Annotated in this window: 10 protein-coding genes; 4 read left to right on the top strand and 6 right to left on the bottom strand. The window is 70.9% G+C overall.

From position 1 onward, the window contains the following. Positions 1-66: 66 nt before the first annotated feature. The 5 genes from AC2IPW_RS12575 to metH form a co-directional block, all read right to left on the bottom strand. Positions 67-330 carry a phosphoribosyl-ATP diphosphatase gene (locus AC2IPW_RS12575; RefSeq protein WP_003937712.1) on the bottom strand — a complete coding sequence of 88 codons (264 nt, stop codon included), beginning with the start codon at positions 328-330 and terminating at the stop codon, positions 67-69. Between the two features lie 68 nt (positions 331-398). Next, entirely contained in the window at positions 399-1,286 is an 888-nt protein-coding gene (locus AC2IPW_RS12570; protein ID WP_486376998.1) for a pseudouridine synthase, read from the bottom strand. A 2-nt stretch (positions 1,287-1,288) separates the two neighbouring features. After that, the gene (gene trhO / locus AC2IPW_RS12565) at positions 1,289-2,149 is read right to left on the bottom strand and encodes an oxygen-dependent tRNA uridine(34) hydroxylase TrhO (protein ID WP_486376946.1); all 861 of its coding nucleotides are present in this window, start codon (positions 2,147-2,149) and stop codon (positions 1,289-1,291) included. 1 nt (position 2,150) lies between these two features. Continuing rightward, entirely contained in the window at positions 2,151-2,840 is a 690-nt protein-coding gene (locus AC2IPW_RS12560; protein WP_450121667.1) for an HAD family hydrolase, read from the bottom strand. Further along, positions 2,833-6,402, bottom strand: a complete 3,570-nt coding sequence (gene metH / locus AC2IPW_RS12555) for a methionine synthase (RefSeq protein WP_486376945.1) — start codon at positions 6,400-6,402, stop codon at positions 2,833-2,835. The genes AC2IPW_RS12560 and metH overlap by 8 nt, the downstream gene beginning before the upstream one ends. Before the next feature lie 51 nt (positions 6,403-6,453). Here metH and AC2IPW_RS12550 point away from each other — a divergent pair, with 51 nt between their 5' ends. The 4 genes from AC2IPW_RS12550 to AC2IPW_RS12535 all read left to right on the top strand — a co-directional run bounded on the left by AC2IPW_RS12550 (position 6,454) and on the right by AC2IPW_RS12535 (position 11,413). Next, entirely contained in the window at positions 6,454-7,347 is an 894-nt protein-coding gene (locus AC2IPW_RS12550; RefSeq protein WP_054374821.1) for a PAC2 family protein, read from the top strand. Beyond that, a complete protein-coding gene (locus tag AC2IPW_RS12545) occupies positions 7,344-8,483 on the top strand; it encodes an MFS transporter (protein WP_371383267.1) in 1,140 nt (379 codons plus the stop codon). The genes AC2IPW_RS12550 and AC2IPW_RS12545 overlap by 4 nt, the downstream gene beginning before the upstream one ends. A gap of 90 nt (positions 8,484-8,573) precedes the next feature. Continuing rightward, complete coding sequence (gene nirB, locus AC2IPW_RS12540; protein WP_486376944.1) at positions 8,574-11,081, top strand: nitrite reductase large subunit NirB; 2,508 nt, start codon at positions 8,574-8,576, stop codon at positions 11,079-11,081. After that, positions 11,078-11,413: a Rieske (2Fe-2S) protein gene (locus tag AC2IPW_RS12535; RefSeq protein ID WP_486376943.1), complete on the top strand. Its 336-nt coding sequence runs from the start codon at positions 11,078-11,080 to the stop codon at positions 11,411-11,413. Before nirB ends, AC2IPW_RS12535 begins: the two co-directional genes overlap by 4 nt. Here AC2IPW_RS12535 and AC2IPW_RS12530 read toward each other — a convergent pair. Beyond that, a complete protein-coding gene (locus AC2IPW_RS12530; RefSeq protein ID WP_289382304.1) occupies positions 11,400-12,251 on the bottom strand; it encodes a DUF4436 family protein in 852 nt (283 codons plus the stop codon). The two genes, AC2IPW_RS12535 and AC2IPW_RS12530, sit on opposite strands and share 14 nt — an antisense overlap. Between the last annotated feature and the right edge of the window lie 130 nt (positions 12,252-12,381).

Genomic DNA, 12,381 nt, shown 5'->3' with positions numbered 1-12,381 from the left:
GGGAAACGTGCGGGAGGTCTCGCGGGCACGACGGCCGGCCACGGGCAACAGCCCGGCGGCGCGCCGTCACAGATGCTTGTAGACGTCCTCGAGCTTCAGTCCCCGCCCGACCATCAGCACCTGCACCCAGTACAGCAACTGCGAAATCTCCTCCGCCAGCTGTTCGTCGCTCTGGTACTCGGCGGCGATCCACACCTCACCGGCCTCCTCGATCACCTTCTTGCCCTGGGCATGGACCCCGGCGTCGAGGGCGGCGACGGTGCCGGACCCCTCGGGACGGGTGACGGCACGCTCGGACAGCTCGGCGAACAGGGAATCGAAGGTCTTCACGGGGATTCATTGTTTCACGACCGCGGCACGCTCCCGCACCCAGTGCCCCGCCGACCCGGCCCGGCTCGTCAGAACCCGAGGGTGAGGCCGCTGTCGAACCGGCGCCGCCGCCCCGTGCGCGGATCGTCGAACTCGACGGTCCGCGCCAGCAGGCGCAACGGATCGGAGAAGTCGTCCGGCGCGCGGCGCCGCAGCCGCGGATAGAAGTTGTCCCCCACGATCGGTGCCCCCAGCGAGTTCAGGTGCAGCCGCAGCTGATGGGTGCGCCCGGTCCGCGGATGCAGCCGGTACCGGGCCAGCGCGCCGCGCCGCTCCACCAGCTCGATCCACGTCTCGGAGTTGGCCTCGCCCGGTTCCTCCACGGCCGTGAGCTCCCCGTGCCGCTTCCGGATCCGGCTGCGCACGGTGCGGGGGAACTCGAGCCCGGGCCGGTAGGGGGCGATCGCCTCGTACACCTTGCGCACCCGCTGCCGCTCGAACAGCTGCTGGTACGGCCCCCGCAACCCCGGGTCGACGGTGCACAGCAGCACGCCCGCCGTCATCCGGTCCAGCCGGTGCACCGGCACCAGATCCGGCAGACCGAGGTCGCGGCGCAACCGCACCACCACCGTCTCCCGGATGTGTGCGCCCCGCGGGATCGTCGCCAGGAAATGCGGCTTGTCCACGACGACCAGTCCCTCGTCGCGGTGCAGGACCGTCACCGGGAACGGCACCGGCACCTCCGGCGGCGGCTCCCGGTAGAAGTACACGAACCGGCCCGGCTGATAACCGGTGTCCTCGGTCACCGGCCGGCCGTGCTCGTCGACGAGTTCCCCGGCCGCGGCGTGGCGCTGCCAGTCCTCACCGGGCTCGGCGCGGTGCAGGAACCCCAGGATCGTGCGGGCCGGATCGGTCACCGGCAGCCGCAGCCGGTCCGGGCCGAGACCGTCACGCACCGGCAGCGGCGGCGCGGCCACGGTCAGGGCCCGGCCGGGTCCGGCACGCACGCTTCGCACACCAGGCTCAGCTCCCGGCCGTTGATCTCCGGGTGGTTGCGGTAGCGCGACGTCGGGGTCCCGCACACCGTGCAGCGCCCCAGCACCGCCGCCGCGTCCGAGAAGTCGACGTTCATCCGGCCGTCGAAGACGTACAGCGAACCCTCCCACAGCCCGTCGTCGCCGAACGTCTCGCCGTAGCGGACGATGCCGCCGTCGAGCTGATACACCTGCTCGAACCCGCGGTTGCGCATCAGCGCGGACAGCACCTCGCAGCGCACCCCGCCCGTGCAGTAGGTCACCACCGGCCGCGACTTGAGATGGTCGTAGCGGCCACTGTCGAGCACCGACACGAACTCGCGGGTGGTCGCCACGTCCGGCACCACCGCCCCACGGAACCGGCCGATCTCCGCCTCGAACGCGTTGCGCCCGTCGAAGAACACCACCTCGTCACCGCGTTCGCCGAGCAACTCGTGCAGCCCGTGCGGCGACAGCCGCACCCCGCCGCCGACCACCCCGTGCTCGTCCACCTTCACCTCGTGCGGCGCCCCGAAGGTCACGATCTCCGGCCGCACCCGCACCGACAGGCGCGGAAAGTCCCGCCCGGTCCCGTCCGACCACTTGACATCGGCCTCGGCGAACGGCGCATACGCCCGGGTGCCCCGCACGTACCGCTTGACGTCGGCGATGTCGCCGCCGACGGTGGCGTTGATGCCGTGCTCGGAGATCAGGATGCGGCCGGTGAGCGCGTGCGACGCCGCCAGGGTGTGCTGCCACAACCGGATCGCTTCCGGATCGGCCAGCGGCGTGAACCGGTAGAACAACACGATCTTCGGGATCGCCACCTCAGCCGGCCCCCGGCCGGTGCAGCGCGTGCAGGTCCGCGACGGTCACGTCCTCCAGGCTCGCCCGGAACACCCGCCGCGGCGAGCCGGGCACGTCCGTCAACGACGGCACCACCAGCACCGTGCAGCCGGCGGCCTCCGCGGCCGCCGCCCCGGTGGGCGAGTCCTCCACCGCCAGGCACTGCGCCGGGTCGAGACCGAGCAGCTGCGCCGCCCGCAGGTACGGCGCCGGATCCGGCTTGCCGGCCGGCACCTCGTCACCGCACACCGAATGGTCGAAGTGCTCGCGCCCCAACGTGTCCAGGGCGAACTCGCACAACGCCCGGTCGGTGTTGGTCACCAGCGCGGACCCGAGCCCGGCGGCGCGCACCGCCCCCAGCGTCCGGCGGGCCCCGGGCCGCCACGGCAGCCCCTGCGCGAACAGCTCCCCCATGCGCCCGTACAGCCACGACTTCGCCGCGACCAGGGCGTCGGGGTCTGGGACGAGATCGAGCGAGGCGAACACCGTCTGCAACGCGAACGCGCTCGACGCGCCGATCGTCGCCCGCCGGGTCTCGTCCGTCATGGGCCCGCCCAGGTGCAGCGACAACTCCCGCATCCCGATGTCCCACAACGTTTCCGATTCGAGCAGCGTGCCGTCCATGTCCCACAGGACTGCCCGCAGCGTCGACGTGGCCACCGCGCTAGACATTGAAGTACTTCGCTTCGGGGTGATGCAGGACGAACGCGTCGGTGGACTGTTCCGGATGCAGCTGCAGCTCCTCCGACAGCTCCACCCCGATCCGGTCCGGTTCGAGCAACTCGACCAGCTTGATGCGGTCCTCGAGGTTCGGGCACGCCCCGTAGCCGAACGCGAACCGCGCCCCGCGGTAGCCCAGCTTGAAGAACTCGGCCACGTCCGCCGGATCCTCCTCGGCCAGGTTGTGACCGCCGGCGAGCACCAGCTCCTCTCGGACCCGCCGGTGCCAGTACTCGGCCAGCGCCTCGGTCAGCTGCACGCCGATGCCGTGCACCTCCAGGTAGTCCCGGTAGGAGTTCGCCGCGAACAACTCGTTCGCGAAGTCCGCGATCGGCTGCCCCATGGTCACGAGCTGGAACGGCAGCACATCCACCTGCCCCTTCGCGCGCGCATCCGCCCGCGACCGCACGAAGTCGGCGATGCACAGGAACCGGCCGCGCTGCTGGCGCGGATAGGTGAACCGGTACCGCTCGGCGGCATCCGGGTGCGGCTCGGCCAGCACCACCACGTCGTCGCCCTCCGACACCGCCGGGAAGTACCCGTACACCACCGCGGCGTGCGCCAGGATGCCCTCGGTGGACAGCCGGTCGAGCCAGTACCGCAGCCGCGGCCGGCCCTCGCTCGCCACCAGCTCCTCGTACGTGGGCCCGTCCCCGGTGCGCTGCCCGCGCAGCCCCCACTGCCCCAGGAACAACGCCCGCTCGTCGATCAGGCCCGCGTAGTCGGCCAGCGCCACACCCTTGACCACCCGGGTGCCCCAGAACGGCGGGGTGGGCACCTCGAGGTCGGCGACCACATCGGAACGCTCCGGCACCTCCACCGGCGTCTCGGCGGCCCTGCGTTTCTCCGCGATCCGCTTGGACCGTTCGTGCCGCGCCTTGCGCTCGGCGGCCTTCTCCTTCGCCGCGACCGCCTCCGGGCTGTCCGGGGCCGGGCCCTCGCCGCGCTTGACGGCCATGACCCGGTCCATCAGATGCAGCCCCTCGAACGCATCGCGCGCGTAGGACACCTCACCCTCGTAGATCTCGGCCAGGTCGTTCTCGACGTACGAGCGGGTCAGCGCGGCACCGCCGAGCAGCACCGGGAACCGCTCCGCCACCCCGCGGTGATTGAGCTCCTCGAGGTTCTCCTTCATCACCACGGTCGACTTCACCAGCAGCCCGGACATGCCGATCACGTCGGCGTTCTTGTCCACGGCCGCGTCCAGGATCGTCGCGATCGGCTGCTTGATGCCGAGGTTGACCACCTCGTAGCCGTTGTTGCTCAAGATGATGTCGACGAGGTTCTTGCCGATGTCGTGCACGTCGCCCTTGACGGTGGCCAGCACGATCCGGCCCTTGCCCTCGTCGCCGGTGGACTCCATGTGCGGCTCGAGGTATGCCACCGCCGCCTTCATCACCTCGGCGGACTGCAGCACGAACGGCAGCTGCATCTGCCCCGAGCCGAACAGCTCCCCGACTGTCTTCATCCCCGACAGCAGCGTGTCGTTGATGATCGCCAGCGGCGGCGTCGTCTGCATCGCCTCGTCCAGGTCCGCCTCGAGCCCGTTGCGCTCGCCGTCGACGATCCGGCGCTCGAGCCGCTCGAACAGCGGCAGCGCGGCGAGCTCCTGCGCGCGGGACTCGCGCGACGACGCCGCCGACACCCCCTCGAACAGCGTCATCAGCTTCTGCAGCGGGTCGTATCCCTCGCGCCGTCGGTCGTACACCAGATCCAGCGCCGTCTCCCGCTGCTCGTCCGGGATCCGCGCCATCGGCAGGATCTTCGACGCGTGCACGATCGCCGTGTCCAGCCCCGCCTGCACACACTCGTGCAGGAACACCGAGTTCAGCACCTGCCGTGCCGCCGGGTTCAGTCCGAACGACACGTTCGAGATGCCGAGGGTGAAGTGCACCCGCGGATGCCGGCGCTTGATCTCGCGGATCGCCTCGATCGTCTCGATGGCGTCCCGGCGGACCTCCTCCTGCCCGGTGGAGATCGGGAACGTCAGGGCGTCGACGATGATGTCCTCCTCGCCGAGGCCCCAGTTGCCGGTCAGATCCGCGATCAACCGCTCGGCGATGCGCACCTTGTGCTCGGCGGTACGCGCCTGGCCCTCCTCGTCGATCGTCAACGCGACCACCGCGGCACCGTGCTCGACCACGTGCTCCATGATCCGTTCGAATCGCGAACCCGGGCCGTCGCCGTCCTCGTAGTTCACCGAGTTCACCGCGCACCGGCCCCCGAGATGCTCGAGACCGGCCCGGATCACGTCCGGCTCCGTCGAATCGATCATGATCGGCAACGTCGACGCCGTCGCCAGCCGGCTCGCCAGATCCGCCATGTCGGCGGCGCCGTCGCGGCCCACGTAGTCCACGTTCAGATCCAGCAGGTGCGCGCCGTCGCGGATCTGATCCTTCGCGATGTCCAGGCACTTCTGATGATCCCCGGCGAGCATCGCCTCCCGGAACGCCTTCGACCCGTTCGAGTTGGTGCGCTCACCGATCATCAGGATCGACGAGTCCTGCTCGAACGGCACCGCCGAGTACAGCGACGACACGCCCGGCTCCGGCCGGGGATCGCGTTCGGCGCGCTCGGTCTCGCGCACCGCCTCGGCAACCTGCCGGATGTGCTCGGGGGTGGTGCCGCAGCAGCCGCCGACCAGCGCCAGCCCGAACTCGGCGACGAACCCGCTCAGTGCCTGCGCCAGTTCCTCCGGGGTCAACGGGTACTCGGCGCCGTTCGCCCCGAGCACCGGCAGGCCCGCGTTCGGCATCACCGACACCGGGAGCCGGGCATGCTTGGACAGATGCCGCAGGTGCTCGCTCATCTCCTCCGGGCCGGTGGCACAGTTCAGCCCGATCAGGTCGATGCCCAGCGGCTCGAGCGCCGCCAGGGCCGCCCCGATCTCGCTGCCGAGCAGCATCGTGCCGGTCGTCTCCACCGTCACGTGCGTGACGATCGGGATGCGCCGGCCGGACCGCTCCATCGCGCGGCGGCTGCCGACGATCGCGGCCTTCGCCTGCAGCAGGTCCTGGCAGGTCTCGACGAGGATGGCGTCGGCGCCGCCGTCGAGCATCCCCAGCGCGGACTCGGTGTAGGCGTCACGCAACACGGCGAACGGGGCATGACCGAGGGTGGGCAGCTTCGTGCCCGGACCCATCGAGCCCAGCACGAACCGTCCCGTACCGTCCGGGCCGGGACCCATCTCGTCGGCCACCTCCCGGGCCAGGCGGGCGCCGCGTTCGGACAGGTCCCGGATGCGATCGGCGATGTCGTAGTCGGCGAGGTTGGGCAGGTTGCAACCGAAGGTGTTGGTGGAAACGGCATCCGCTCCGGCCTCGAAGTACGCCCGGTGGATCCCCCGGATGACGTCGGGCCGGGAGTCGTTGAGAATCTCGTTGCACCCCTCGAGGCCGCGGAAGTCGTCCAGACTCAGATCCGCGGCCTGCAACATCGTGCCCATCGCCCCGTCTCCCACGACAACGCGCTGCGAGAGCGCATCGAGCAAGGCAGAGTGCAATGGGGTGGACATGCGCTCCAGACTAGTGGGCGGCCCGTCCGGCTCTCGCCGTAGGCTGGACAGGTGAGTGCAAGCGAGTTCGCCGAGACCCCGGAACCGGACGTGCCGACCCTGCGTGACCCGGTGCTGGTCGCCGCCTTCGAAGGGTGGAACGACGCCGGTGACGCGGCCAGCGGCGCCGTCGAACACCTCGAGCTCATCTGGGACGCCGAACCGTTCGCCGAACTGGACTCCGAGGACTACTACGACTACCAGGTCAACCGTCCCATGGTGCGGCTCGTCGACGGCGTCACCCGCGAGATCGAATGGCCCGCCACCCGCCTGTCGGTGTGCTCACCCCCCGGCAGCGAGCGCGACGTCGTGCTGCTGCGCGGCATCGAACCCAACATGCGCTGGCGCAGCTTCTGCGACGCCATCATCGAACTCGCCGACGAGATCGGCGTGCACACCGTCGTCATCCTCGGCGCCCTGCTCGCCGACACCCCCCACACCCGGCCCGTCCCCGTCACCGGCACCGCCTACAGCACCGACGCCGCCAAACGATTCAACCTGGAAGGCTCGCGGTACGAAGGGCCCACCGGCATCGCCGGGGTCCTGCAGGACGCGTGTGTCCGCGCCGGCGTGCCCGCCGTGTCGTTCTGGGCCGCCGTCCCCCACTACGTCTCGCAACCCCCCAACCCCAAGGCCACCGTCGCGCTGCTGCGCCGCGTCGAAGACGTCCTCGACCTCGAGGTCCCGCTCGGCGAACTGCCGGTCCTCGCCGAGGAATGGGAACAGACCGTCACCGCGATGACCGAGGACGACGAGGAGATCGCCGAATACGTTCGCGCCCTCGAGGAACGCGGCGACGCCGAATCGGACATCTCCGAGGTCATCGCCAAGATCGACGGCGACGCCCTCGCCGCCGAGTTCGAACGCTACCTGCGGCGGCGAGGCCCGGGCGGCTTCACCCAGTGAGGGCGGCACGCGCCTCGCTGCCGCGTGCCGCCCTCTACGCCGGAGGATTCCTCGGCCCCTTCGGCGGCGGTGTCGTGGCGTCGATGCTGCCGGAGATCGGCGCCTCCACCGGCGTGAGCGCCGGCGCGGCCGCGAGCACCCTCACCGCCTATCTCGGGCCGTTCGCGTTGACCATGCTCGTCTCCGGCACCCTCGGGGCCCGGTGGGGACGGGTCCGCACCGTCCGCACCGCGTACATCGTCTACGCCGTCGCGTCGCTGGCGTCCGCGCTCGCCCCCACCCTCGGCCTGCTGCTCGCATCCCGGGCCCTGCAGGGCGTCGCCAACGCCTTCACCACCCCGCTGCTGCTCGCCGCGCTCGCCGCGCTCGTCCCGCGGGCACGACTGGGCCGCGCCCTGGGCCTGTTCGGGGCGATGCAGGCTGCCGGACAGACCTCGGCCCCGCTCGTCGGGGGGCTGGCCGCCGAGGTCGACTGGCGGTGGGCGTTCGTCGTGATCGCCGCGGCCGCCGCCGTCCTCGCCGTGATCGGCCTGCCCGGGCAGCTGACCGCGCCCACCGGGGAGGCACCGCCACGGCTGCGCGACGCGCTGCGCCCCGACGTGGTGCGCATCGGGGTCGTCGCCCTGCTCGGTTGGGGAGCCCTCGGCGGATTGAACTTCCTGCTCGCCTTCCGCGCCGAGGACGTCTTCGGCCTGACCCCCACGCAACGAGGGCTGCTCCTGACCGGCTTCGGCGTCGCCGGCATCCTCACCGCCCGCCGCGTCGGCACCCTCATCGACCGCATCGGCGCCGCCCGCACCGTGCTGCTCGGCGCCCTCGCCGGCGCCGGTCTCGTCGTCGTCGTCGGCACCGCCGGACTGCTGTGGCTGGTCGCGGCCGCCTGGTTCGTCGCCGGGATCGCCTCCCAGTGCGTGCTCGTCGGGGTCAACGCCGCCGTCCTCGGCTCCTCGGGCCGCAACCGCGGCGGCGCCGTCTCGGTGGTGCAGGCGTTCCGGTTCTCCGGCGGCGCCGTCGCCCCGCTGGCACTGACCCCCCTCTACGCTGCAGCCCCGGTCGCGAGCTTCGTCGTGCCCGCCCTCGTGCTCGCCGTCGTCGCCCCGCTGGCGATGCCGCGCCGCGACTCCCCCTCCCGCTGACATCCTCACCCCAGCGGCAGTGAGCACTTCCTGACCGCTGCGTAACCCCGGTGCCGCCGAGCCGTCACCGCCCCCGGCAACCCTGGACGCATGACCCCAACCGCGTCGCACCACCACGGCCCGCGCCGGCGCCTGCTCGTCGTCGGCAACGGCATGGCCGGCGCCCGTACCGTCGAGGAGATCCTCGCGCGCGGCGGCCGGGACCAGTTCGACATCACCATGATCGGTGACGAGCCGTACGGCAACTACAACCGGATCATGCTCTCCCACGTGCTGGCCGGCCAGGCCGACGTCGACGACGACCTCGTCCTCAATCCCATGAGCTGGTACCGCGCGAACGGCGTGACCCTGTACGCCGGCGACCGCGCCACCCGTCTCGACCGCTTCGGCAAGACCGTCACGTGCGAGTCCGGCCGGCAGGTCCCCTACGACCTGCTCGTCGTCGCGACCGGATCGAACACCTTCTTCCCCAACATGGACGGGCTGCGCGAACCGGACGGACGGCTCGGCCGCGGCGTCTTCGGCTTCCGCACCCTCTCCGACACCAACGGCATGCTGCAGATGGCCGACGCCCACGACGACGTCCGGGCCGTGGTCGTCGGCGGCGGCCTGCTCGGTCTCGAAGCCGCCTACGGGCTGCGCACCCAGGGCTTGACCGTCACCGTGGTGCACTCGCCCACCCACCTGATGAACCAGCAACTCGACGAGCGCGGCGGACGGGTACTGCGCACCGAAATCGAACGGCTCGGCATCGCCGTGCACACCGGCACCCGCACCACCGCCGTCCTGCGCGACGACCGCGGCGCCGTGACCGCCGTGCACTTCGCCGACGGCACCGTCCTCGACACCGACATGGTCGTGGTCACCGCCGGCATCCGCCCCAACACCGAATTCGCCCGCGCCGGCGGCCTCGTCGTCGAACGCGGCATCGTCGTCGACGACCAGCTGCGCTGCGAAGAAGAATCGAGCATCTACGCCGTCGGCGAATGCGCCCAGCACCGCGGCGAGGTGTACGGCCTCGTCGCACCCGTCTGGGAACAGGCCGTCGTCCTCGCCGAACATCTCACCGGAACGAATCCCCACGCCGCGTACGAGGGCTCGCGCACCGGCACCGCCCTCAAGGTCGCCGGCATCGACGTCGTCGCGATGGGCATCAAGGGACCCGAACACGAAGACGACGAGTTCGTCCAGTTCTTCGATCCGCGCAGCGGCGTCTACAAGAGCATCGTCGTGCGCGACGACCGGCTCGTCGGCGCCATGCTGCTCGGCGACGTGAGCAGAGCCACCACCCTCACCCAGGCTTTCGACGGCAGGATCGAGATCCCCGCCGACCGCGCGGCGCTGCTGTTCGACCTCGGCGACCCGCAGGGCGCCGACGTCGCCGCCGACCTGCCGGACGAAACCCCGGTGTGCAACTGCAACGGCGTCAGCAAGGGCGACATCGTCGCCTGCGTCCGCGCCGGCGCCGGCACCCTCGCGCAGGTGTGCGCCGGCACCCGGGCCGGGAAGGGCTGCGGCTCGTGCAAGAGCCTGGTCGCCGACATCGTCGCCTGCGCCGCCGGCGGCGCCCTCGCCGAGGACCCCGCCGCGAACTGGTACGTGCCGTGCATCCCGCTCACCAAACCGGACCTGATCGCCGAGATCCGTCGCCGCGAGCTGCGTGCGGTCTCCCAGGTCTTCGCCGAACTCGCCCCCGGCGGCCGCGAGGAGGCCACCGCCAAGATGCCGCTCGCGTCTCTGCTGCGCACCGTGTGGGGTCCGGACTGGGTCGACGAACGGGGTGCGCTGTTCATCAACGACCGCGTCCACGCCAACATCCAGCGCGACGGCACCTTCTCCGTGGTGCCGCAGATGAAGGGCGGGGTTACCACACCCGCCCAGCTGCGGCGCATCGCCGACGTCGCCGACAAGTACGACGTGCCGATGGTCAAGGTTACCGGCGGCCAGCGCATCGACCTGCTCGGCATCCGCAAGGAGGACCTGCCCAAGGTGTGGGCCGACCTGGACATGCCCTCCGGATACGCCTACGGAAAGAGCTTCCGCACCGTCAAGACCTGTGTCGGCAGCGACTTCTGCCGCTTCGGCCTCGGCGACTCGACCGCACTCGGCATCGCCCTCGAGGAACGCTTCCAGGGACTCGAGACTCCCGCCAAACTGAAACTCGCCGTGGCCGGATGCCCCCGCAACTGCTCGGAAGCACTGTGCAAGGACTTCGGTGTCGTCGCGGTCGGCGACGGCCGCTGGGAGATCTACGTCGGCGGCGCCGCCGGCGCCCACATCCGCAAGGGTGACCTGCTCGCCGGCCCCGTGTCCGGTGACGACGTCCTCGCCCTGGCCGGCCGGTTCATTCAGTACTACCGCGAGAACGCCGGATGGCTCGAGCGGACCTACGACTTCGTGCCCCGCATCGGCATCGACCGGCTCCAGGCGCTGCTGGTCCGCGACGAGGAGGACATCGTGACCGGACTCGACGAACGCATCGGCGCCGCCGTCGCGGCATACCGGGACCCCTGGCTCGAACGGACGGCCCAGAAGTCGCCGGCGCAGTTCCGTCCCGCGCTGCCGCTGCTCCCGCTGCCGCAGGTGCCGGTCCGATGACCACCACCGAGAACCGGACCACCGCGCGGGAGTACGAGGTGGGCACGCTGACCGATCTGACACCGGGCGAAGGCCGTACCTACACCGTGGGAGGACGGCAGATCGCTGTGTTCCTGCTCGGCGACGGCACCGTCCGGGCACTGGACGCGGTGTGCCCACACCGGCGCGGACCACTCGCCGACGGCCAGATCGACCACGACCTCGTCGTATGCCCCCTGCACCAGTACGCGTTCAGGTTCGACACCGGCCGATGCACCACGCCCGGCATCGACCCCGTCCACACCTACGCGGCGCACGTGCGCGACGGCCGGATCGTCGTCACCGTCGGGTGAGCGACGGGTGGCTGTCACGCCACCAGCAGTACACGTACAGCGTCAGCGCGGCGACGAGGGTGGTGACCACCCAGATGGTCACCGTCACGTCGACCCACGACCCGATCGGCGGCGAACCCGGCAGGATGCCCCGCAGCGGAACCACGGCGAACAACATGGCCGCCATCCAGGCGAGCATGTCGGTTTCGACTGCGCGGCGCCGCCGGAACGTCTGCACCGCGACGAACGCGGCGAGTACCGCGAGGACGACCATCATCAGCAGCAGGATCGCCGCGTACACCAGAGTGCCCCCGGTACGCACGAACACCACCTCGGTGCCGTCCACCCCGTCGGGGAAACCGAGCTCCGGGGCCGCCACGACAGCTCTACGGTCGATCGACCACCCGTCGATGCGGCCGTCGATCAGCACATCCGACGGCACCGGCTCCCGCTGGGCTCCCTCCCCCACGTCGACCTCCACGACGACCGGCGTGACGTCGAAGACGTCGAACGGCCAGCGGATCGCCTGCCCCCGCGCCAGCAGTTCCACCGGGTAGCCGACAGGCACGGTGTGAGCCGGGAAGAACAACTCCGACTGCGAGACGGCCGGCACGAGCAGCACACTCAACGGTGCGGCGAGCGTGGCCCCGTTCGCGTCGAGGAACGACTCACCCGGATAGATGGTGACCTCGGCGTGGACCCGGTCGACCGTCGGCTGCAGCGACTTCATCGTCACCACCACGAGCACCGAGTCGGCAGCCACCTCCACGGGCCGCCACTCGCGCCGTTCGTGCGTGCTCACCCCGAACAGGACGAGTACACCGGCGTACACAGCGATTGCTGCCGCTACCAGCGACATCAGCAGAGCCCGGCGAGACGGGCGCTTCGGACGTGGCGCAGGCACCTCCGGACTGTAGCCTCCGGGTCCGGCGGACGGCTCGCTGCTCGTTGCGTTTTGCTCTGGTGTCGGTTTCGGTTGGGGTAATTTT

The organism is Rhodococcus sp. NS-SX18 (assembly GCF_057367935.1).
The sequence above is the reverse complement of the archived record's forward strand: the minus strand, read 5'-3'. Positions and strand labels throughout refer to the sequence as shown.

Coding starts and splice junctions, on each gene's coding strand:
- metH (WP_486376945.1), bottom strand. CDS start 6,402: ATGTCCACCCCATTGCACTCTGCCTTGCTCGATGCGCTCTCGCAGCGC.
- AC2IPW_RS12535 (WP_486376943.1), top strand. CDS start 11,078: ATGACCACCACCGAGAACCGGACCACCGCGCGGGAGTACGAGGTGGGC.
- AC2IPW_RS12530 (WP_289382304.1), bottom strand. CDS start 12,251: ATGTCGCTGGTAGCGGCAGCAATCGCTGTGTACGCCGGTGTACTCGTC.
- AC2IPW_RS12560 (WP_450121667.1), bottom strand. CDS start 2,840: ATGTCTAGCGCGGTGGCCACGTCGACGCTGCGGGCAGTCCTGTGGGAC.
- nirB (WP_486376944.1), top strand. CDS start 8,574: ATGACCCCAACCGCGTCGCACCACCACGGCCCGCGCCGGCGCCTGCTC.